Source organism: Actinoplanes sp. TBRC 11911, assembly GCF_012933445.1.
Lineage (GTDB): Bacteria > Actinomycetota > Actinomycetes > Mycobacteriales > Micromonosporaceae > Actinoplanes.
Genome location: NZ_JABBNC010000023.1, coordinates 29,560 through 52,389, shown reverse-complemented (window position 1 = coordinate 52,389; position 22,830 = coordinate 29,560). Strand labels below are relative to the sequence as shown.

General features: G+C 65.2%; 16 protein-coding genes. 9 read left to right on the top strand and 7 right to left on the bottom strand.

Annotated elements, in window-relative coordinates; genetic code table 11:
- Positions 1–915: 915 nt before the first annotated feature.
- Positions 916–1,116 carry a hypothetical protein gene (locus tag HH310_RS27170; protein ID WP_169178495.1) on the top strand — a complete coding sequence of 67 codons (201 nt, stop codon included), beginning with the start codon at positions 916–918 and terminating at the stop codon, positions 1,114–1,116.
- Here the strand turns inward: HH310_RS27170 and HH310_RS27165 are convergent.
- From HH310_RS27165 to HH310_RS27155, 3 genes are read right to left on the bottom strand one after another with little or no spacing between them, the layout of a single operon-like run.
- Positions 1,086–3,329, bottom strand: a complete 2,244-nt coding sequence (locus HH310_RS27165; RefSeq protein WP_211192683.1) for a DEAD/DEAH box helicase — start codon at positions 3,327–3,329, stop codon at positions 1,086–1,088. The two genes, HH310_RS27170 and HH310_RS27165, sit on opposite strands and share 31 nt — an antisense overlap.
- 4 nt (positions 3,330–3,333) lie before the next feature.
- Positions 3,334–4,620: an ATP-binding protein gene (locus HH310_RS27160; protein WP_169178494.1), complete on the bottom strand. Its 1,287-nt coding sequence runs from the start codon at positions 4,618–4,620 to the stop codon at positions 3,334–3,336.
- Positions 4,617–6,764: a TerB N-terminal domain-containing protein gene (locus HH310_RS27155; protein WP_169178493.1), complete on the bottom strand. Its 2,148-nt coding sequence runs from the start codon at positions 6,762–6,764 to the stop codon at positions 4,617–4,619. Before HH310_RS27155 ends, HH310_RS27160 begins: the two co-directional genes overlap by 4 nt.
- 74 nt (positions 6,765–6,838) lie before the next feature.
- On the opposite strand from HH310_RS27155, the gene HH310_RS27150 reads away from it, so the two are divergent.
- From HH310_RS27150 to HH310_RS27140, 3 genes are read left to right on the top strand one after another with little or no spacing between them, the layout of a single operon-like run.
- Entirely contained in the window at positions 6,839–7,693 is an 855-nt protein-coding gene (locus tag HH310_RS27150) for a hypothetical protein (RefSeq protein WP_169178492.1), read from the top strand.
- On the top strand, positions 7,690–8,667 hold the full coding sequence (locus HH310_RS27145; protein ID WP_169178491.1) for a BREX system ATP-binding domain-containing protein: 978 nt from the start codon (positions 7,690–7,692) through the stop codon (positions 8,665–8,667). Before HH310_RS27150 ends, HH310_RS27145 begins: the two co-directional genes overlap by 4 nt.
- A complete protein-coding gene (locus HH310_RS27140) occupies positions 8,667–9,890 on the top strand; it encodes a BREX system ATP-binding domain-containing protein (protein ID WP_169178490.1) in 1,224 nt (407 codons plus the stop codon). Before HH310_RS27145 ends, HH310_RS27140 begins: the two co-directional genes overlap by 1 nt.
- Before the next feature lie 26 nt (positions 9,891–9,916).
- On the opposite strand, the gene HH310_RS27135 is transcribed toward HH310_RS27140, so the two are convergent.
- A complete protein-coding gene (locus HH310_RS27135; protein WP_169178489.1) occupies positions 9,917–11,380 on the bottom strand; it encodes an ATP-binding protein in 1,464 nt (487 codons plus the stop codon).
- A 157-nt stretch (positions 11,381–11,537) separates the two neighbouring features.
- Positions 11,538–13,886 (bottom strand): DEAD/DEAH box helicase, encoded by a 2,349-nt coding sequence (locus HH310_RS27130; protein WP_169178488.1) that lies wholly within the window; start codon positions 13,884–13,886, stop codon positions 11,538–11,540.
- A 59-nt stretch (positions 13,887–13,945) separates the two neighbouring features.
- Between HH310_RS27130 and HH310_RS44935 the strand changes: the two genes are divergently transcribed.
- Positions 13,946–14,071 carry a hypothetical protein gene (locus HH310_RS44935; RefSeq protein WP_282438537.1) on the top strand — a complete coding sequence of 42 codons (126 nt, stop codon included), beginning with the start codon at positions 13,946–13,948 and terminating at the stop codon, positions 14,069–14,071.
- Positions 14,068–15,225, top strand: a complete 1,158-nt coding sequence (locus HH310_RS27125; protein WP_169178487.1) for a hypothetical protein — start codon at positions 14,068–14,070, stop codon at positions 15,223–15,225. The genes HH310_RS44935 and HH310_RS27125 overlap by 4 nt, the downstream gene beginning before the upstream one ends.
- 583 nt (positions 15,226–15,808) lie before the next feature.
- On the opposite strand, the gene HH310_RS27120 is transcribed toward HH310_RS27125, so the two are convergent.
- The gene (locus tag HH310_RS27120) at positions 15,809–16,342 is read right to left on the bottom strand and encodes a DUF6398 domain-containing protein (RefSeq protein WP_169178486.1); all 534 of its coding nucleotides are present in this window, start codon (positions 16,340–16,342) and stop codon (positions 15,809–15,811) included.
- Between the two features lie 159 nt (positions 16,343–16,501).
- Here HH310_RS27120 and HH310_RS27115 point away from each other — a divergent pair, with 159 nt between their 5' ends.
- The 3 genes from HH310_RS27115 (at position 16,502) to HH310_RS27105 (ending at position 21,415) form a co-directional block, all read left to right on the top strand.
- A complete protein-coding gene (locus tag HH310_RS27115) occupies positions 16,502–17,074 on the top strand; it encodes a hypothetical protein (RefSeq protein ID WP_169178485.1) in 573 nt (190 codons plus the stop codon).
- A 958-nt stretch (positions 17,075–18,032) separates the two neighbouring features.
- Positions 18,033–20,408, top strand: coding sequence for a hypothetical protein (locus HH310_RS27110; protein WP_169178484.1), 2,376 nt, complete (start codon positions 18,033–18,035; stop codon positions 20,406–20,408).
- Positions 20,409–20,428: 20 nt separating this feature from the next.
- Complete coding sequence (locus HH310_RS27105) at positions 20,429–21,415, top strand: hypothetical protein (RefSeq protein WP_169178483.1); 987 nt, start codon at positions 20,429–20,431, stop codon at positions 21,413–21,415.
- A gap of 9 nt (positions 21,416–21,424) precedes the next feature.
- Here HH310_RS27105 and HH310_RS27100 read toward each other — a convergent pair whose 3' ends face one another.
- Positions 21,425–22,780, bottom strand: a complete 1,356-nt coding sequence (locus tag HH310_RS27100) for a DNA methyltransferase (RefSeq protein WP_169178482.1) — start codon at positions 22,778–22,780, stop codon at positions 21,425–21,427.
- Between the last annotated feature and the right edge of the window lie 50 nt (positions 22,781–22,830).

Genomic DNA, 22,830 nt, shown 5'->3' with positions numbered 1-22,830 from the left:
CTTCGAAGTCGGTGTTGCGCTGACGCTAGGAGAGCACAGTGAACGACTACTGGACGCCCGCCTCGCCGCAGATCACGGCCGCAGTGCCACGTTGCGCAGCCGGCTGCGCGATGTGAGAATTCCGGGATGACGATCATCCGAAAGGATCATGCCGCGTAAGCGGCCGGGCGCTATCCGCGCCACACAGCAGGGCACCGGTCACACTGTCCGCCAGTGGTCCCGCGAAAGCGGCGGCACCATTGACCGACTTTCTCCTGCGACCACGGCGACAATACGAACGGTCGAACACGGCGGCTACTTCAGCCCGTACGCGGAAACTCGGGAGAGCTACCACCCCGACCCGTTCAACGAACACGTCCGCCCCGGACATACAGCGAAGTTTCTCCTGAAGTATCGGAGCTTTTTGCAGCAGCCCGGACAGAAACTCCGCCTTGAAGCTTCGGACTGTCCCTCCTGTCCCAGCTGCCAATACCAGGATGTAGCCCTCGTACGAGACGCGTTAGAAGCTGTCACCCGCCGCCTGCCGTCGCACGCACGCGCCGAGATGCGCCGACTGCTGAATCGCCTCGACCGAGAATTTCGGCGCCGGACGATCCCCGATTGCAGGCCCAGAAGGAGCTGGGCTGATGAACCGTTGCCCTGGTGGCATCGTCGCATCTACAAGGATTAGCCCGCTCCCGCGACCCCTGTTGTAATCACGGTGGCGCGAAGCCCTCGGGGAGCTTGGCGGCGTCTGGTCAGAGGCGACGTCGGTAGGCGCAGGCACACCACTGCCCGCGGAGTCCACAACGAGACAGCCAGCAGGTCCGGTACGTCGCGGCCGGCGCATCCGAGCGACGCTCCGGACACTCGGCACAGTACGGTCCGCACCTTCACCGAGCGAAAGCTTCGGACGACCACATACAGTTGGCCTCCATGAGCAGGCAGAGATGCCGCAAGGCACCGGCCGACGCCGAGCCGTTCCCGCTCGACGATTCGCTGATCGTGCTCGACGGCAGAACGTTCTTCGTGGCGGGCTACACCTCGGGCGGCGCGCCGTATGGCGTTTTCCTCAATGAGCCGACGACCGAGGAGCGGCAGACCGATCAGGATTGTTGGCCTGAGCCTCCGTTCTGAATTGGCGCGCGGTCCGTGTTTCGTGCGAGCCCGGTCAGGAATGCCCAGGCGCCGGGTACGTCGAGCGCGCGAGCCGCGTACGCGGCGGTGAGCAGGTCCTCGCTCAGGTAGCGGTCGTACTTGTCGTGGTGCTTGGCCCGGACCGTGGCGGCGATGGCGACCGGGTCCGGCGGTGGGCCGGCTGCCAGGCTTGCGATCGTGTCGAGGAGGTGAGCGGGCGTGCAGCCGCCCACGGTGATCGCCAGGCCATCCTGCCCTACGTGCAGGCCGTTCATCCCAAGGATCGCGGTGAGCGTATTCATGACGCGGTCGCCACGCCAGGGAAACAGCAGGGTCTCGCTGTCGCGGGCGAAGATGCGCCGCGTCCCGTGCCCGTACGCGTGGAAGGCGGCCCGCCCCTCGGCCAGCAACGTTCGCGCGGTGGCGTCCAGGTATCGGGGGATGTCGGCCGACCGGTACAGCTGGAACATCCGACGTCGTACCTGGTCCGCGATCTCACCACCGGTGCCCGGGAACACGGGCGGCTTGCCCGCCTCGGCCGCGGTCAGTTCGATCACCCGTTGCGCGGTGTCCACGGAGCGGACCCGCCATCTCGCTCCGCTGAATATAAGCAGCGTGCCGGGCAGGATCGGGCGGTCCACCGGGAGGGAGCCGAGGGTGTATCCGTCGGCGACGAGACGGTAGTCCAGCGAGGTGTGAAAGGAGGCGTAGAAGCTGTAGTGACTCAGCAGTCGTTCGCCCTCCTGCGCCGCAAGCAGCGTGCCGTCGGCCTGTTGCTCCAGGAGGCGGCTTCGGCCCATGTCCCGCAGGAGACGGGCGAAAAGGGATCGGTCGACACGACGAAACGGGCCCTTGTCACAGAGTTCCGTGAAAAGCTGACTGGCCGTCGCGCCGCCGGACTGCGCGCTGATCGACAAGATCTGCTGGATCAACGCGGAGAGGTGCAGGCCCGCGTCGTCCGGGGGCTCGTACCATGCCTCGGTCAACAGCTCGATCATGGCGACGGTCTGGACGAGTTCCGGGCGCAGCGCGTCGGCCGGGGTGATCCCCGCGGTGAGTTCCGGCTCGGCCACGTACACGCGCAGAACGGCCGGCTGGCCCGGCCGGCGACCGGAACGGCCGAGCCGTTGCCGCAGGCCGGAGACCGTCGGCGGGGCGCCGACCTGGGCGACCGAGTCCACCGAGCCGACGTCGATGCCGAGTTCGAGGGTGGAGGTGCAGATCGCGGTCACCGGCGTGGCGGGATCTTTGAGCAGCTCCTCGACGTGCTCGCGTACCTCCTTGGACAGGCTGCCGTGGTGTGCGAGGAAGCGGTCCGGCGATCGGGCCTGGCCAGCGCGCTGGGTGAGCATGTCGGCGTACACCTCGACGGCCGCGCGCGAGTTCGCGAAGACCAGGTTGTCGGTGCCTCGCAGAGTCCGGAACAGATGGTCGGCGATCGCGGCGCGATCGGCGGGCTCCTGGCCCGGGCCGGGCGGTGTGGCGGGGTTGACGTAGCCGCGGACCTGGAGCCGGATCTCGCCGCCGGGCTCGGCGGAGGACACGACCGCGACCCGGGCGCCGTCGCCGGGCCGGAGGAACTCGGCCGCCCCGGAGAAGTCTCCGAGCGTCGCGGAGAGCGCTATTCTGGGCACCCGCCGCCCGGCGGCCGTCTCCACCCGGTGGAGCAGCGCCTGAAGCTGGGCGCCTCGTTCGGCACCGATGAACGAGTGCAGTTCGTCGACGACCAGGTATCGCAATCCGCCGAAGATCCGGCCGACCCGGTCGCCGTGCCGGACGAAGAGCGCTTCCAGCGACTCCGGTGTGATCAGGAGCAGGCCTTCCGGTGCGCGCAACACCCGAGCCTTGCCGGATGCCGGTGCATCGCCGTGCCATCGATGCAGGCGTACGCCGAGCGGATCGGTGAGACCGGAGATCCGATCGAACTGGTCGTTGATCAGTGCCTTCAGCGGGCTCACCACCACCGCTGCGACGCCCGCGCCGAAGCCGTCTTCCCGTTCGCGGGCGAGGACCGAGCAGATCGGTAGCAACGCGGCCTCGGTCTTTCCGCTGGCGGTAGCCGACCCAATGATCACGTCACGCTGCCCAGCGTCGATCAACGCCGCGGCGCGTTCCTGGACATCGTGCAGCCGGTCCCAGCCCTGCTGGTAGATCCACCGCTGGATCGTCGGGTGGTAGCGGGCGTACGCCTGCGACGGAGGAGTCTCGGTCATCGAGTCACAACTGGAAGGACGTGAGTTCGTCGTCCTCGGTGCCGGCCTCGCCGACGTCGAGCTTGCCGATCAGGTCGGGCCAGCGCAGGTCGGGGTGCTGCTCCAGGAGAGCGAGCAGATCGAGGAAGCCGCGGATCGTCTCCCGAGGCGTACGGAAGTAGGCGTCCCCCAGCCGTGCGGAGCAATACGCCATGTAGGCGGTGAGCGCGTCGTCCGGAACCAGGTACCGGCTCGGGTCGCCTGCGGCGTGCACGTGCCGGATCTTGGTCAACAGGACGAAGACGTCCTCCGGGGTGAGGTTACCCAGCCGCATCACCGGGCCGGAGTGGTCGCTCCGGTCGGGTCCGGCGAAGCGGTTCGGTGCCAGCCGCGAGGCGAGGGCTGGGTACGAGAACAGGCCGCGCCGCGGATCGAGCAGGAACTCGGGCGTTCCACCGAACAGGAAGCCCAGATGGGCGGTGCTGCCTTGGGCCGTGTCGTTGACGATGCGCAGTAGCTGCTCGTAGTTGGCGTTACGCGGCGTGGAGCCGGTGATCTTGTATAGGTTGACCATTTCGTCCAGGCAGACCAGCAGACCGCCGAAGCCGGCCAGCCGGACGAAGCGGGCCATCAGCCGAAGGTGGTCGTAGAAGCTGCCGTCGTCGACGATCGTCCGCACACCCAGCGCGGCCCGGGCGTCCACCTTGCTGGTGAATTCGCCGCGCAGCCAGCGCACCGCGTCGGCGCGTAGCCGCTCGTCACCGTCGTCATAGCCCCGCCAGTAGGCGCCGATCACGGCCGCGAAGTCGTACCCGCCGGGCATTTCCGTCAGCGAGGCCAGTCGCGTCCGGATCGTCGTGGCCGGGTCGGCGCCCTCAGCCAGCGCACCCGTGACGAAGCGTTCCACGACGGTGGCCAGCGCGGCTCCCTCGGGTCGTGCCCGGGTGGCCAGGTTGCCCATCAGCTCGGCGTACAAGCCGCGCACCTGCCCCGACGTACCGTGCAAGCGCCTGTCCGGCGACAGATCCGCATGCACGGTGACCAGCCGTTTTTCCAGGGCGATCGCGCGGACCAGATGCAGCAGGAACGTCTTTCCCGATCCGTACTCGCCGATGACGAACCGGCAGGCGGCGCCACCGTCGGTGATCCGCTCGACGTCGCGCACCGCCGCCTGAACCTCGGCCGCCCGGCCGACCTGGATGTGTTGCTGCCCGATGCGCGGGACCATGCCGGCCCGAAGCGAGGCGACGATCGCATCGCGCTCGCGGGGCCGGATTCGTCCGGTCGCGGGCAGGGTGCCGGGATCTGTCATGCGAGCAACTCCAGGAGCACATCGTTGACAACGGTGAGGGTGGTGTCGCCCTCGACGACCGGGGCTCCGACGTTGTCGAGGGCGACCTCGTTGAGCAGGTCGAGGGCCCCGTCCGGGAGCACACCGTGCGCTGCCGCGAGCGCCTCGAACTCCTCGCGGGCCAAAGTCGGACGCTCGCCGAGCGCCTGCAAGAGTGCGGTGTGTGCCCGGTCGAGCCCCGGAACCAAGGGCGCCGGTTCCTGGTGCTCTTCCTCCGTGTCGAAGATCGCGCCAAGGAGGGCGGCGGCCGTACCGCTCTCGGCCACCTTTTGCCGGATCAGGGAGCCGTCGAGCTGGATGCCAGGCGACGAGGTGTCCGCTGACATCGCCCAGGGCAGGCCGAAACCGTTTGGCTGACCGTCGGCCGCTTGTATCACGACAGGTTCGTCCGGCCCTTCGACAGCTGTCTCCGGGACCCGGCGACGAGCCTGCGCCGGCGGATCGCCGGCACGGCCGAGCCGGGGCAGAATCGCCCGGCCACCCGTGCTCCGATCGTGGAGTCGCTGGAAGACGAGATCCACCGCCAACCCGAGAATCCCGTACACCCTCGTCGCCGCGGCAACCGTGGCCGGGCCGATCGTGGGATCAGCCGTGACCGCGACCGTGACCAGGTAATGTCCGGCGATCTCCCGTTCGGCCAGGGTCATCACGCTCGTCTGCCGGCCGAGCCGGTCGACCTCCACCCGCGTGGTCAGGAGCCAGCTCAGCCGCGCGGCCAGCCGCAGATCCTCGCCGGGATCAAGGTCGAGGGCGGCGGCCAGGCCGGCGACGGTGGCGAGCAGCGTGGCCCCAGGTGGGCTTTCCGGCGCGGCCGCGAAGGCCACCGCGGCAGCGCACCGCGCGATGGCCACGGCACTGGCGAAGTGCGGCCCGGGTCGATCGGCCGCCGGGCCACCGAGGCGGAACAGGACGGCTGGACCTCGCGCCAGTGGTGGCGCACCGAATCGCACATCGGGCTCCACGCCGAGGCCGAGCCTGGCCAGCACGTCCAGAAGTGCGGCGGCCTCCTCGGCGGCCATCCGCTCCGGGTCCGCCGCCGACCAGAATTCCCGGAGCTCACTGGCGTCGATCAGTGTCCGCGGCCGGCCGTCGAGTCGCCGTTCGGCCCAGACGCGCAGCGCCCCGAGTTTTCCGTACCTGACGTCGACCAGTTCGGCGGGCAGCAACGGCACCGCGGCGAGCGAATCCCGGCCCTGCGGGAATCGGGCCAGCCACCGGCGGTACGGGTCGAGCGCCGCGGCCACCTCGTCGCGCAGTGCGACCAGTGGACGGACCCGGCTCGGCTCGGACAACAGGTCGGGCAGGTCCGCCCTCCAGACGAGGGTGGTAGCCAGGCCCGGATTGGACGGGTGGTAGCGCAGCCGAATGCCGCTCCCGCCGCTGGCGACGGTGATCCCGCTGCCGTGCCGCTCCCGGTATCGGAGGGTGAACAGCCGCTCGAACTCCGCCGGACAGTCGCTTTCGGTTCGGCGCGGGGTGAACGACGGGTGATGTCGTATCCACGTACGAGCCCAGGCGGTGGGAACTGGGGCCGAGGAGATGGCGAACCGGGCCAGCCCGACCCGCACCGCAGTCGGTGTCTCCCGGTCGGGCGTGTTCGCGGGTGCGTCGCGGCCGGCGGTCAGCAAATCCAGCAAGTCGAGCAGGCGGTCCAATGCGTCACGCAACGTGGACTTGCCCTCGCCGTGTCCATGCCGGAGACCGCGAACCTCGGCCCTCAGGGCCGGCAGCTCCCGCTGGACCGTGGGATCGGAATCCCCGTCGAGCAGGATCCGTCGTTCGACGCCGAAACAGAAGAGTAGGACGAGGCCGGGTGGGACATCCTTCCGCCGGCCGCCGGCGAGCCATTCCAGGTACGCCTTTCGGGCCGCCGGCGACAGGTGACGGTATGCCAATTCCGGACCGCTGCCCGGCACGGTGTATCGACCAGAAGCCGAGGCGACCGGCAGGTCAGGATCGATCAGAGACGGTTCGGCAGGGCTGGTCGCGGCAGGTAGGCGCTGGCCAACGTAGATCATGCCGCCGGGGATAACATGGCCACCGACCGTCAGCGGCTCCCCGAACGGAACCCATCGCCCCGAGGCGGATTGCAGCGTCGTGACCACACGTCCCACTGTATCCAGCGGGTGATGTCGCGATTCGGGAGCAGCCGTTACTCTCCGCAGAATGGATCCCACTCGTGTCAGACTCGAACCTCGCTGAGATGGTCGACGCCTCGACGGAAGAACCGCAGCCGGGGGAAAGCATGGAGGCCGCGCTCGTCACCATCGAGCGGGCGTTGGACGGTGCGCTACGCGGTGCGAACTCCGCCGTACGGGAGCTGAAGCGGGCGCTTGGCGCCGCACGTAGCGGTCAGATCCGAGACCTGCGGAAGGCCCTGGTTGCGGCGCAGACGGCAGCCGACGGGCTGGCCGTGGACACCCGGACGCTTGGCGACACGTTCGATTTCGACGAGCGGACCTACCTGGCCTCCGGCGATTACGTGAAGGAGTTGCTGGCCGAGGCGGCGGCGCACGGGCTGACGATCGTCGAGGGTGACGACGACCGTCTGCTGTGCTATCCGTCGTTGCTGCGTATCCTCCCCGCGGAGGCGGCCATCGAGATCGACAAGGTACGGGATCGGCGGCTGCGCCCCTCGGTGCTCGTGAGCGCGTTGGCCCGTGCGCAGGAAAAAGGGGTGCGCTTCAAAGCCGAGCAGTTCCTCGACAGCCTCCGGTCGGCCTACGAACTGCGTGTGGCCGCGGACGGCAAGCGTGACGACGCCGTGGTCCGGCTCGTGGATATCTGGACGGTGCTGACCATGATGCCGGGCCAGCGTACGCAGTACTCGCGGCAGGAGTTCGCCCGCGACCTCTATCTGCTGGACCAGAGCGGCGTCACCTGCACCGACCGGAGCCCGCGGACCCTGCGCTGGTCGGCCAGCACCGGCACGAAGGGTTCCGGGGTGCTCACCACGGTGGCTCGCAACGGTCAGGAGCAGCTCTACTGGGGAGTGTCCTTCACCGTCGCCGCCACCGAGCCGGCGCAGTCATGAGTACCGCCGAGATCGACGTCGACGTCTACCTGGAATTCGTCGACCGCGAGTACCTGTCCGGCTACATCACGGGCGGCGGTGCCTCGGTCAAGCTGTTGTGTCCGGCGGACGACGCAGCCCGGACCAGGCTGTCGGCTGGGTTCCCCGAGATCGGTGACGGTTTCGCGTACGCCGAGGTGAATGCCGCAACCACCCGCATTCACCTGATCGACCAGGTGTTCACCACCATCGCCCGGCAGCTCGACTGGGTCGGCCTGGCCGGGTCGGTCGTGCGCGCGGCTCTGGACCACGCGGGATTCCCCGCGCCGGCCGAGATCGACGGCGTTGACTTGGGCGCGATCGCTCGTCATCACGACGTGGACGCCGCTGAGCTGTACCGCAGCACCCGCCGTGCCGTCGAGCAGTTGGTGCTGCGAGACACGGAGATGAGCCACGAGTTCCGGGTGGCGATGCTCCGGCTGTGCCAGGAACGCCTCGGCCGGGGTGACGTCACCCCCGACGAACGGGAAACGGTGATCGGCTGGCTGCACGGCGAGCGGTTGCCCGCCGCGGATCTTCGCCGGGTGGGTCTCAACGCGAAGGTGAACCGCTACAACGCCCGGCCACTGTTGCTGTCGCTGACCCGCTGGCTCCGCACCGCCGGCCGGTCCGGCCTGGTGCTGCGGCTGGACCTGGACCGGATCGCGGTGACCCGCCGCCCACCGGCGGGCCTGCGCGACGGCTTCTACTACACGAAGGCTACGGCGCTCGACGCGTACGAGCTGATCCGCCAGTTGATCGACGCGATCGATGAGATCGAGGGGTTGTTCGTGGCCGTTCAGATGCCGCCGGCCCTGGTCCACGACGAAGCCCGCGGCCTGCCCGCCTATACGGCTTTGCAGTTGCGGGTGGCCGACGAGGTCCGCGACCGGCGCCGCCAGAACCCGTATGCCGCGCTGGTACGGCTGGGTTCCGACTCCATGGAGGTTTCCTGATGACGGCCGACGTCATGGCCCGGCGTGCGATCGAGGCGCTGCGTGCGGGGGTGCCCAGCCGGGATGCGGTCGCGGCGCTCGGGAGCGGCCAGTCGGCGATCGAGGATCGCTTCGAGGCGATGTGCGGATCCGTGACGTCCGGCGCTGCCGGCAGCATGCTGATCGGCGGCGGGTTCGGTACGGGCAAAAGTCACCTGCTCGAGCATCTCGCCCGGCTGGCGCTGAACGCGGGCTGGACGGTCAGCCGCGTCGTGGTCAGCAAGGAAACGCCGTTCCACGACCCGGCCAAGGTCTTCCGAGCGGCCGCCGACTCGGCTCTGCGGGCCGGGCAAGCACGGCCCGCGATCATCGAGGCCGCCGCCGGGCTCGACCTCGACGGCCGGTCCTACGCGGAGTTGCTGCGCTGGGCGTCGTCGAGCGGCTCCGAGCTGAACGAACGTTTTCCGGCGACCCTTTCGCTGTTCGCGAGCCTGCGTGAACGGGATCCGTCGTACGCCGAGGTAATCCTGCGATTCTGGTCGGGCGACCCGATCGCGATCCCCGAGCTGCGGAAACGGATGCGGGAGATCGGCGAACAGCGCCCCGCTCTTCCCTCGATCGCGGCGGCAGAACTTGCTCGGCAACGCTTGCGATTCGCGGCCCGGCTGCTCGCCGCTGCGGGTTCGCCCGGGTGGCTCGTCCTCTTCGACGAGGTCGAGCTGATCGGCCGGTACTCGTTGCTTCAGCGCGCCAAGTCGTACGCGGAACTTGCTCGATGGATGCGCGGCGAAAACGGCAGAGGCGTCCCGTTGGCCACGGTGCTCGCGATGACCGACGACTACGAAGCGGCCGTCATCACCGGGCGAAACGACCGGCATGTCGTACCGGAGAAGCTGCGGGCCAAGGGAACCCCGGAATCGGCCGAGCTCGCGACGGCCGCCGAACTCGGCATGCGGATCATCGACCGCGAGACGTACCTGCTCACTCCTCCGGACGACACAGAGCTCAAGCAGGTGTACGCGCGGTTGCGAGACCTGCACGGTCAAGCGTTTGGCTGGCAGCCGCCCGAGGTGACGGGCCTGGAGCGGTTGGGCGCCACCCGCATGCGGCAGTACGTGCGAGCCTGGATCAACGAGTGGGATCTGGTGCGCCTAGACCCGGGATACCGGCCGGAGACCGAAACGATCGAGGTGGCCAGCGACTACCGAGAGAACCCCGACCTGGAGTCCACCGAAACCGACTAGTTAAGATATCGCGCCCGGCAATTAGTTCACGTGTAAAGCCTGTCAAGGCCAATGAGTTGGATGCCGGGATCGGCGGCAGCTATCGCAACAAGGTCGTCGGTGAAGCCGCCGCCGCTGAACAGCACCAGCCGACACCGGTCCGCACGAATGTCGTTCCGGCCGTTGAGCAGGGTCCGGATGTGGGCCAGCCGCTGCAGGTGGCCCGCTCCGACGGTCTCGTTCCACTTAGCCTCGCCAATCGCCAGAAGATCCTCTCGGTCCTGGTCGTCGCGGCCGAAGACGGCCACGTCCACTTCGTGCTGGGTTCGGGCAGCGGCGTCGTTGACGATGCCCGCCGCGACCCTGGTCGGATAACCGCCGAACAGGGCCGGGTCAGCCTTCCACCGGGCCCAGTTCCGGCAGATCGTCTCGAAATGCGGGCCGACGACCTTGCTCAGAAAGGTGCGCTGCAGGCGGGGCCAGACCTGCCGAGCGCGACCGGTTCGTTCGAGGTCACCCCAAGCCAGGCGCATGACGGCGTGGTAGAAGGTCAGGAGCGGCTCAGCAGTCCGGTAGACGCCCCTGTTGCTCTTGAACGCGTCCTCCTCGCGTACCACCAGCCCGGCGTCCTCCAGAACGCCCAGCGCATGGGCCAGGTCGGACGGTTGCCGGCCCAGGAAGTTGGCGATCTCGCCGCGGCGGGTACGGCCATCGGCGATCGCGGCCAGGACCGAGTGGTACAGGGCGGGATCTCGGATGTCGGGTTCCTCCGCGAGCAGGTATCGGGCCTCCCGGAACAACGGACGGGCCGGGTTCAGCACGGCACGGACGACCCAGTCGTCGAAGTCGCCCGGCCCGGCCGGGGAGTCGTCCTGGGTGAACTCGTGCCGATAGGCAGGCGTGCCGCCGACGATCGCGTTGACGAGTAGGGCGGTGCGTGGGTCGTCGATGTCCCAGAACCGGGCGGCTGCCCGATAGTCCAGCGTCCGGACCACCAATTCCAGGCCGGCTCGTCCCCGCAGCGGCGCGGTCCCGGACAACAAGCCGCCCATGAACGACAGCGCCGAACCACACAACAGCAGCCGTACCTGCGTGTTCGAGCGCTGCCCGGCCGGATCGAGCGCTCGCTGGATGATCGAGGGCAGTGCTAGGCTGGCGCGGGCCAGGAAAGGAAACTCATCGATCACCACCGGCATGGGTCCGCGCCGGGCCATCAACATCGTTCTCGTGATCGCTTCGTCCCAATTGACGAACCGCAGCGGTGTCGCCTCACCGAGGTGGTCGCCGAGTGCCTGCCCATACTGCCGTAGCGCATCAGCCTCGGACGATTCGGTAGCGGTGAACATGAATCCGCCACCCGCCCGGACCAATGCGTCGAGCAGGAACGTCTTGCCCTGACGCCGACGACCGGAAACGACACCCAGGGTCGCCCCGATCTGGGGCAGCGAAGCGAAGCGGACCAGTTCGTTCCACTCGTCGTCCCGGTCGAAGATCTCGCTCGGCTTTTCCACGACCCTCCTCATGTAAGCGTAGTTACCATAACTATACTTACATGGGCGTCCTGGCCTGCGATCGGATGACAGGCTGTCGCCAGCCGGACAGAATCCGCCGATCTGCTGGTCGGCCTCACAGCCATCGACGACGGCGGCTATCCGCGACTGTTCTGGTTCATGCCGTCGTGAAGCCGAGTGTCCGGTATCCGGGCATGCGGCGTTGCAGTGAGGCGGCCAGGACGGGGGTGGCAACGTCGTGGTAGTCGTGGACCTCGGCGATGTCCTTGCCTGGTGCAGCTCGGAGGACGCGGCCTACGCATTGGACGAGCAGGCCGTCGTAGGAGATCGGCCCGGCGAGGAAGAGTGTATCGAGGGCTGGGGCGTCGAAGCCTTCGCCGATGAACGGTGTGGTGCCGATGACCAGCAGAGCGTCGCCGGCTTTGGCTGTGTCAAGTCGTTCGACAATCGCCCGGCGATCGGTGGTGCTCATTGCTCCTTGGAGCACGAGCGGCTGATGTCCCCGTGCAGCGAGCATTGCGGCGAGAGCCTCGACGTGGGCGACCCGTCGGGTGAGGACCAGGCAGTTGCGGCCGCGCGTCAGGGCGGCGGCAACGTCATCGGCGACCAGAGTGTTGCGTTGCTCGTCGAGGGCCAATCTTCGGTGCACCTCGGCCAGCGCTCCCGGCGCGTCCAGGTCGACGTCGCCGGCCTTGAACTCGGTGTCGTGCTGGAACAGCACGCGTCGCGGTCCGGTGCCGGCGTTCATGGCGGCGGCGAGAGTGCCCTGCTCCTCGTCGGTCATGGTGTGTCGCACGGGGCCGAGTTGCCAGGTGACGAGTTGACCGAGGCCGTCACGCCGGGTGGGCGTGGCGGTGAGGCCGAGCCAGAACTGCGCGGCGATCGCTTTGACGGAGTGCTCGTACGCGGCTGCGCCGAGGTGATGGCATTCGTCGACAACCACATGCCCGTACTGGTGAGTGAGGGTGGCGATGTCGTCGCGCCTGGCCAGCGACGGCAGCAGCGCGATGTCCACGGTGCCGGTGAGCTTGCGCCGGCCGCCGCCGAGTTGGCCGGGTTTGATGCCGAGGAACTGCTCGACGCGCATGCGCCACTGATCGGCGAGGGCTTTGCGGTCGACGAGGATCAAGGTGGAGGTGCCACGCTCGGCGATCACGGCGCAGCCCATGACGGTCTTGCCGGATCCGGGCTGGGCGATGAGCAGCCCGTCGTCGTGGGCGAGGAGGGCGCCGACCGCGGTGCTCTGCTTGGCGGTGAGTTCGCCGGTGAACGCGATGTCGATCTCCTGGCCGGGATTTCGCGCGTCGGTGACGGACAGTCTCGAACCCGCGTGTTCGACGATGGAGTTGATGGTGTGGCGCAGCCCGCGGGGCAGGACCAGGTGGTCGTCGATGGTCAGGTCGTAGCCGCGGATGAACCGTGGGGTGTCCCAGGTCGATTTCCGCAGGCGTTGCAGTTCGTAGAACTTCGGATTGGCCATGGCAGCCGCGTGTTTGAACGTCGCAAGCGCGGCCGGGGTGAGTTGAGCGGTGTCAAGGGTCAACCCGGCACTAAGTTCCGCGTGGACCACCGCGGGCAGCGCGGGATGGACCCGCGTTGCGGCGGATTTGCCGATCGTGGCGACGTCGGTTCCGGTGGCGGAGCGTTTCGCATTACGGACGAGCGATTCCGCATCGCCGGGGCTGAGCCGATCCAGCGTGGAGAGGAACGCCCACTGATCCTCGTACGGTTCGAGCGTGCCGAGATCGAGGAACGTGGTGAGGCCTTCCTTACGCCGGCGGCCGTACAGCGGCGCGGCGATCAGGTTGCCGAACCCGCCGTCAGGTACGACGTCTTGATTGGGAAACAGCCGATCATATGACCGCAAATCCATCGACCCGCGCAGCACCATCGCCTCGTGCAGCAACGCGGTACCGACAGCCCGCGCCGTCGCCGCAGGAAGCGCCTCAGTGAAGAAGATCCACACATGGGCCCCACGACCCGACTGGGAAATCTCCAGCGCGGCCGGCACCGCACTGGCCCTCGCCGCCTTGACGTAGGCGAGCGCGTCGAGCATCGCCGCCGCACCGTCGAAGTCGGCGACAAGGAACTGACATGTGTTCTTCGGCAACAGTGGGTAGAGGCCCATAAACACGTCACCGACGAGATGAGCGGCGACGACTTGCGGCGTACGGGGGAGGCGGACAGCGCTGCGCCGATCCATACCCTTGCGCCAGCCGCCGGCGACGGCTGGCGACCACCCGGATGCACCCGTACGGGTGTTTTCCCAGCGGACGGCGTACACGTCGGTACGGGCCCGGAACCGGTCGGCGAACAAGGCGAGCTTGTCCGCCACCGGCGAGGCCATCGTTACCATCCCGGGCGCGGCGACCGGGGCGGATAGCTGCTCCGGGGACGGGGCGGTGTCATGACCACGCAGTTCCAGCAGCCGCGACAACCTGGCGTTTTCGGCCTGTAGGCGCTGTACCTCCCGGCGCAGGTCGGCGTGCTCAGCCGTCGCATCCACCCGATCATTCTCGCGTATCGGGCTTCGAACCTGCCACGACAGCCCGCTATCCTCCGCCGATGGCACCGAAGCGGAACGCGGCGCTCGAGGCGACGATCGAAGAAGCCACGGTCGACGCGTATAACGACGACGAGCAGCTCACCGGCCTGTTCACCGGCACTGGGCAGGACGGTAGACCACGATGAGTGAATATCAGTACTACGAGTTCATCGCCGTGGACCGGCCCCTCACCACCCGTGAACAGAGCGAGCTGCGGTCACTCTCCACCCGGGCCGACATCACCGCCACCAGCTTCGTCAACACGTACGAATGGGGCAACTTCAAGGGCGATCCCCGCAAGCTGATGGAGCGCTACTTCGACGCGCACCTCTACCTGACCAACTGGGGTACCCGCGATCTCGTGCTGCGCCTTCCCAAGCGAGTGCTCGACCCCGCAGTCGTCGCCCATTACTGCATCGGTGACAGTGCGTCCGCCTGGACCAGCGGCGAGCACCTCATCATCGGCCTCAACCGCGAGGACGAGGACGGCACGGACGAGTGGGACATCGGCGGCGAGGGCCTGCTCTCCTCGATCATCGGAGTCCGGGCCAGCCTCGCCGCCGGAGACCTGCGCCTGCTCTACCTCGCCTGGCTGCGTTGCGTGCAATCGCTGGAAGTCTCTGACGACGCACCCGAGCCTCCCGTCCCGGCCGGATTGGCCACGCTCGACGCACCACTCACCGCCGCCGCCGAGTTCCTGTGCATCGACCGTGACCTGATCGCCGCCGCGGCGGTCGGCTCGGCCTCGGCCTCGGCCGCAGCAGCACAACCCACCGCCGCGCAACTACGCACCTGGGTCACTCAGTTGCCCACCCGGGAGAAGGACATCATCCTGAGCGACCTGGTCACCGGCCACGACACCCATCTCCGCGCGCAACTCCTGCGGCGTTACCGCGACGCTCATGCCACCGAGGCATCCACCGCGACGACCCCACGCACCGCCGGTCAGTTGCTCGCCACCGCTGACGAACTGCGCGCCGAACGGGAACGTTCCGACGCGCAGCAACGGGAACGAGACCGGGTCCGACAGGAGCGCTCCGCGGCCGCCGCCCGGCAACAACACCTGGACACCCTCGCGGTCGATCAGCCCGCCGTTTGGCGGCAGGTCGACGAACTCATCGCCACGAAGAAGCCGCGCGAATATGACTCAGCTGTCCAACTGCTCGTCGACCTGCGCGACCTCACCGAACGTGACGGCGGCACCGCCGCGTTCGAGCATCGTCTGACTTTGCTGCGGGTGAACCACGCGCGTAAGCCCGGCCTGCTGCAACGACTCGACCTGGCCGGCCTGTTTGCCTGAAACACACGGCCGGGCGACTGCCGCGCGGGCTCCGGGCATGCCACACGCCGCAGCAAGCCGAACCCTGAGCGACCTACAGGGTTTCGATACGCGGGACCGCTCGCTTTCGATTTGCGGCAGCCTTCATGTTCGATATGCGGGGACTCAGCGTTCGATCTGCGGCGACAAGACGTTGGAAGCCACGCGCCGGGCGCCTCGCAGCGAAGTGCCCGGCGACGTGCCGCAGGAAGCACACCGGTGCACTAACGATCGCTCGCCCCCTTGCGAACATCAAGTCGACCGCCCAAGCCTGATCGAGACGTGGTCAGCCGCACCGATCCGGCGTACACGACGGCGGCGGCCGGGCTGGCTGGGCAAACGGCCGATAACAAAACTCGCATATGTCACATTTCCGGCATAGATCAACAGGACGGCCGACGGTCATTGTCAGGTTTGCGGCGCAAGGGGCTGCCCGAACCGCAGGGCCGGACATGTCGCGACTGCGTCAGCCTGCCGGCGTTACCCACGTTCGTCGGCGGCTTCCCCGCTCGGGCATAGCCGCGCGGAATCGCAGCCACCGCCCGGCTGGAAGCACGGTGACCTGTCACCCGGTCGGATGATCCGTCTCAGCGTGAACTGGCACGTACGGGATCAAGCCCTGCCGCCATGCCTGCACCTGTAGCTCCGGCGGTAGCTGGCGCGCGTCGACGAGGAACCCGTTAACCTCCAGCAACCAGGCCATCGGGTTCTTGTCCAGCATGTCGCGCCTGCTGAACTCGGGATCCATCAAGCCGATCCGCAAGGTGTCCATGACGAGGCGGCCTTTGCTGGCCATCGTGGTCTGCTTGACGCCGAGCAGGTCCGCCAGATCATCGGTGCGTAGATGGGGCTCCTGGCTCCGGTCGGCGAGGAAGTTGACCCGGCCGATCGCGTACACGATGCCGGCGGCCCAGATCCGGCGGTCACCGCGGAGCAAGGGCGAGGGTCGCTTGCGGGCAAGCTTGGCGGCCAGCTTGACACAGAGTCCGGCATATTCCGCGTCCAGATGCTGCTGGCAGAACAGATCGGTGATCGAGACGATCTCGTCGAAGACCGGCTTCACCGCGGCCGGCACTTTCGGCGGCGCTGGTGCCGACATGATGATGTTCCTTTCACCGTCGCAACGCGCTGGCGGGAGAGCCTACAGTCCCCATCCCTGGCCGGTCTCGCCCAGATAGGGCAAAATCGACGGGTGCGTCGACAGACTGCGGTTCGCCGCCTTCGAACGGTCGCCGAACGCTGTCAGCGGGCCAGCGGCATGTGGGACGACGAGCCGTTGCTGCTCGCCGCGTACGCGTTCGGCTCGGTGTTGGAATCTGTCGCCGACGTGGACGTGGTTGATCTGGCGTTCGTGCTCAACCTGCCCGCCGAGGAGTTGCCCTGGTTCGTGGAGCCGCAGTCGCTGGCCGGCTTGCCGAGCCTGCTGGAGATCGACAAGGCGCCGGTGCGGTGGTACTGGCGGCCAGCGGTGTGGCCGGTCGCCAACCGTCTGATTCACCGTCCACTGCGGGTGTGGTCGCTGGACGGACCTGACGAGAATGCGCTCGACGCCCTGGAACGTGGCCAAGCGGAGCATCTGCGCATGCCGGAACCCACGGCCGAGCAGCAGCGGGAACAGTTGAGCGTCGAGTTGGCCGAGAGCCTCTCCCACCTACGCAGCGTCGAGGCAGGCTTCTGGGAACGCGACTGGCGTTCGGCCCACAGGGGATCTGGGATCTATCCAGAAAACCACCTGTGGAACGGCGTCCACGGCTACCTGGACCTGCTCGCCACAGCCGATCAGCAACAACCGGGACTCACCATTCGCCTCAACCCACCCGAGAGGACATGACCACGTGTCGGGCCGGCGCGAACTGCGTGACGCGATCTTGATCGGGGTGGTCCGCCGGTGGGCGAATGAGGTGCGATTCGGGCATTGGTGCAGATTGGCGCTGTCGACTTCGGTAGGAAAGCTGTTTCAGGCGGCGTCGACAATGCGCTCCATGCGTGCCCCGACCAGCGAAGGAACCGCCCCGAGGGCACCGATTGGCACCCTGCCGGACGCCCGGGCACTCGCGAGAACCGCAGCTCGGTACAATACGGGGAGCAAGCCCTCGTAGCTCAGGGGATAGAGCATCGGTTTCCTAATGTGGAGCGCCGAATCGCCGACGGCGCCACTACCTGCGGGTTTGCTGATGGTTCTGGCAATCGAGGTTGCCTACCTGCTCGAGCCGTGCTCCACCGGTCAGCACATGTGGATCACGCCAAGTGCCTATCATGCCAGCCGCGTGACGGCAGACTCACAGTAGAGTGGCCCACTGTCACATTCGACGGAACACTCCGACTCCGAGGCGGCTCCCTGTAAGGCTCAACCTTGCTACGAATCCGGGACAGATCGACGCGACGGCCACCCCCGCTGTGCAATGGAAGCGTCGCCGGGCTACCCACTCGACCTTCCCGACAGCCGCATACTTAGGGCAGACCTCGATGTGATGTGAAACGTAACCAACTACGCCCAGCGGACCGACGCGCTCCTCGTGCAAAGCGAGGATGCGTGGGCGCGGATCAAACGCAGCAGAAGGTACGCTGCCCCCATCCACTGCCGCGTCCACACCCTGACGGGAGACAATGCATGACGGGCTCGGGACCGGAGATGTTGGAGGTCGTTCGCCAGGTGAAGCACGCTCTAGATGGCGCTAGGAGCACGCCGACACCTCCGGTAACGAACCTTGACATCCGGCTAGACCTCCTTAGCAGCCTCGCAGCAGAGCCCTTCAGTGAAGATACCCTTGCGGAGAGGCTGGTCCGCGATGCGAATCAGGATTGAGTCACACACCCGACGCGGTTTACGAATCATTGAGGACATTCCCGACAACGCGCTAGGCAAGATCGAGGGATACAACGGGATAGGCAAGACCAACGCAATCAAGCTTCTTCGTTTGTGTACAGGCGACCAGCCTTTCCAAGATGAAGCTTCTTGGCAAAGCTTTCGCGACCATCTCGCGCACGCCAACGTTGAGATTACCGGCCTGCAGGGCGCCAAAAAAATTGAGTTCGACCTCGACCCCACCAATTGGCTACCCTTGCCGGAACCACCAGGTAGACGCCTAGGACGAATCACGGTGGACGGGGCTTCCGCCGATCATGACGCCATTCGTTCTTTGCTTAAGGTACACCACATCTTCACCGCCGAGACGCCGCTCGACGTTCTAAAGGACCGTATCAGTCAAGCGCGCAGAACAGTCGTGGGGTGGGTTGACACGTTGGGGGCTTTTCGCCAGCAACAACTCGATGTTAAACTCGGCGAAATACAAAAGCTTCTCCGCGGCAGCCTTCCCGCCCAACTACAACTCGACATTAATGCGGACCAGGAGGCGCGCCGATTCGCAGAGGACGCGACGGTCCACCTAGCTAACCTTAAGAAACGTACCACGCTTCTCGAAGAAGCCGTCGATGTGTCTGAGAAGCTTGGCCAGGTACGGGGTCGCGGCTCTGAGATGGATCTCAAAATACGAGACCTTGAGCGCGATATTGCGGAAATTGACGCGAAACGCGCCGAAATTGACCGACAGATTGCGGAGCTGAGTGAGCGGCAACACAGCAATAAGCAGGCAGAGAGGGCCTTCAACAATGCCCAAAAATTTGTCGTAGCAAAGGGAAAAGCACTTCGCGAGGTAACGCAACACTTTGAAAGCTCTATAGCAGCAGCAAACGTCACCGCTGACAAGACGAGTTGGGCGCCGGAGCGCGCCACCCTCGAGAAGCTCTTACAAACTCTCGTGGACCAGCTCCCTCAGGTTAACGCTACTCCGATGCTGATCGCTATCCTGGAAAGTCTGGCGGACCGATTGGTCGAGGCCGAGCGCCACGACCTTGGAAACGCAACGCTGATAGACCCCACTGTGAGCCGGCCAGCTTGGACAGTGCACGACCTTCGCGAAGCTTGCCTGCAGCAAGCAGGAAATCTCTCGCGTCGGGCGCCCTCCGCTGAGGCCCAGGAACTAGCCAGCCGGATCACAGAAACGCGAAACCGTATTAGCGCCCTGGCGCGAGCGGAATCAGTTTTAGAGCAACTTGAGCAAGCCAAGCTAGACTTTGAACGCGCCGAAGGTCGACTGCGCAATGCGGCAAGAGACCTGCCGGCTCAAACCGCCCAGACGCTCGACACGATCATGGAAAATAGAAATGGCTTGGACGATCAGGGCCGGGCCATGCAGGCGGAGCATGCGCGGCTTTCTCATGCGCGTGAGTTGCTCGGCGGCGGAATGACTGAAGAAGCATTGGCAGCTCAGCTGATAACTCTATCAAGAGCCGCCGGCGCCGACCCAGCGCGAATCCGAGGGCAGCTCGATCAAATCCGCGGTGAGCTAGATAGCGCGACCAAAGAGCACGCTATCGCAACACAGAAGTCGGAACGAGCGGCACGTGCGTTGAATGACCATGTTATCTCAGTACGCCGCGTTGTCGCGGACTTGCAAGAGTCGCCCAAATTTACGTGGCTGCGTAGCGCTTTTCCGGAGATAGATGGATGGGAAATACTTACCGCTACCGAACAGGCTTCAGCGATCGAGCATCTCGAAGAAAGGATTGGAACCGCACGAAGCAATTTGGCGTCTGTCTTACGCAACGTTCAAGCTATTGGCAGGTCCTTTGGCGGGCTCTACGATTGGCTGAGTCAGCGCACGAGCCAGACAGATGGCCTCGAACAGGTCGACGTCGCGACCCGGCTTTGGCTGGCAGATCAGGTTCGTCTGTGGTTTCAGGATCCCGTCGTCAGCGACGCGCTTTTCGATAGTTCAACTGATGTCAGACTTGATTGGCAAGACCTAACTGTCCATTGGACGGTGAACGGCGAGCCTCGCAACCGACCCCTCATCAACTTTTCGAGTGGTGAGCAGACGTTCGCGTACACGCATGCGCAGCTGGCCCAGCTAGAGCGTACGGACGATGGCGTCGCGAACCGACTCATAGCTCTTGATGAGTTTGGATCGTTTCTTGATACGAAACGGATGCAGAATCTAATCGAGTACTTGAAGGAGCGAGTGCAGCGTATACGCAGAGATCAGATTGTCGTAATACTTCCACTGGAGTCGGCCTCAATGATTTCCTCGCAGGACGGCACTGAAAGCCGATCATCCATCCGCGAGCTCGAGCTTCGAGGCTACATTTCCCAGTCGCTAATGTAGTAAGAACACAAGAAGAAGATATGAACGACTCAATTTTCGGAATAACGCCAGTACTCACCGGCGTCGAGGCAGCGACAGTGCTCCGGTCGTTCTCGACGCTGTGGAATTTAAACTACGGTCAGCAGATCGGTTCGCTCACAGATGATCTCAACCTATGCAGGCGGTTTTTCGATCCCTTGGCAAGGGGACACACGTTGCGTAACCGCCTGTCAAGTTTAGGTTCCGCTCCTCCTGGTTTAGCTAAGGAACTTGGCGACTACAAACCGCCACTAATCTACGACGCGGGAGATCAGACTTTCATCATCGGCGTCGAAGGGAGGCTGCTTATAGCGATGTTGAGTGAAGAAGACCTATCGGACGCGGTAATTGTGTTTTCCGCATCACGTATTGCTCAGGCAGAACACACTGCATTGCAGATATATAGGGATTGGTCTACCGCTCGTCTCTCGCAAGTTATCGACCTTCGCAATGGGCGCGGACGCGAGGTGATGCAAGCTATCGCCGTTGGCATAACACTCGCACTTCTCGTCAACCGTTCAGACTCCCCTGATCGGGCTGTGGAAAGCCAGGGTCGCGAAACTGAGTACGGGGCTGACCTTAACGAAGCCGTTTTCAATGGGGCGGAAAGTTTTGCGACGATTATCTCTGGTAGTCGGCGAGGCCGGTCCGTCGATGAGCAGAAGTTAAAGGGCGGATATGGAATAACGGAAGCGCGACGTAGGCTAGCGCATCGCATTGTGCTCGCGCCAAGCGTAGAAACGGGAACCCCTCGTGTCTACATACCTTCCGAATTCCGGAACGATGTAGTCACGTTCCTCGCCCGAGACCTTGCCCGACGACCCTCACTCAACACAGCCCAGCTCGGAGTGGCTTTCGATGCACTCGTCTCGGCTCTCCGCGCGAACGCCGGGAGCTTAGCTCACAAGTCAAGGACATTCGAGATGGCCAGCGACACTCTTGACCTACGCGACGAATTACTGGAGGCGTTTGACGAGGCACGTCAATAATGAGAATAATCAATTTCTCCGCATGAGTAGGAGCCGTTCAGATAGGTCTACGGTGTGACGCGTCGTATTCTTGGACCACCTTTGCCCGCGCCGACGGAGTATCACATTTTGCTCCGCGGTGAAGCCAACTTGTGCGGCCAACGCGCTAATAATTGCCGGCGTGTCGATAAAGACACCATAAGGGGCACTGTCTCCTATGAGCCAGACAACAGGAGCCCCCGGACGGAGATTGGCCGCTAGATTTGTCAACACATCGCTGATAGACGCAAAATAGTCCGGGACGACGCGGTCATACTCCTTTCCGCGCTTTCTACTCACCCTCTCTTTTTCGAGTTCCTTCGTTAAACCGGCGATCTTGGTGGCAACGTCCCCGAACTTCACTAGCTTTTGAGTAGCGGCGAGAGCGGTTGCAACTCTGCTTTGTTGGGTCGTTGCTGTAATCATCTTCGATCGAATCATAGAGCACAGTTCCGCCCAGCTATCGACCTCACGCCAGAAGTACATCTCAAGCCGTGTTGCATCTGCATAATCGAAGTTGTTTAGATAGGGTGGCGAAGATACGCATCCGTCGCCTAAGTCACCGGCAAGCGGCTGCCAAGAACGCAGCTTCGTCGAATCGCCGTGCACTGCTTGGAGACGCCTGTCTGGTTCGTCTTCTCTTAATGTCAGGCCGGAAAGGTCTTCGGAGATCCACTCTGCTCGCTGGAGGAAGCGCGCTAGTGGATCACTATAAAGTGCTTTCCGCTCTTGGCTGGGGTTCTGATAAGGCCACCCCACACGCACGGCCGCGACATCGCGCAAGGTCGACAACAATGACCATTTTGCGTGCAAACTCCATTCTTGAGCCTGCCCTGACTCAATCAATTCACGGACAGCGACGAGCTTCGCCAAGACAGACGGTTCAAAACTTCGACGAATGAGATCCGCCTCGCTGCCCAGGTTGCCTTGCAATCTTGAAGAGTTGCGGTCTGCGGCCGCGACGAGGTCCTTCGCGCACGCCAGAAATTCGGTCGGGTTGGCCGGCGGTGGCAACAGCTTGAGTGACGCGAGCTCCGCGACTGCTGGGTGCGCCTCGATGCCGTAGAACGAATGCCCCATCCGACGAGCCGACGTGCCAGTCACACCCGAGCCAGCGAAGGGATCAAGAACAAGGCTGGACTTCGGAAGTTGAAGCCGGTCTAGTAGCAGCTCGACATAATCCGACGCGAAGCCGGCGGGATAGCGAAACCAACGGTCGAACGGCTCGGTACTACTTGTGCCGTGTCTCCGCCCTCGCCCCGTGCCGGGTTCGGGTGAGCTGGTGTCCTTTTGAGCCAGATCTTCAAAATCGGGCACCTGCGCCGCTGCGCGACCGTGGATCAACACCGGTACATTGCACCACGGTGTTGGGATTGGCGCCAGTTTTCGCTTGTGGC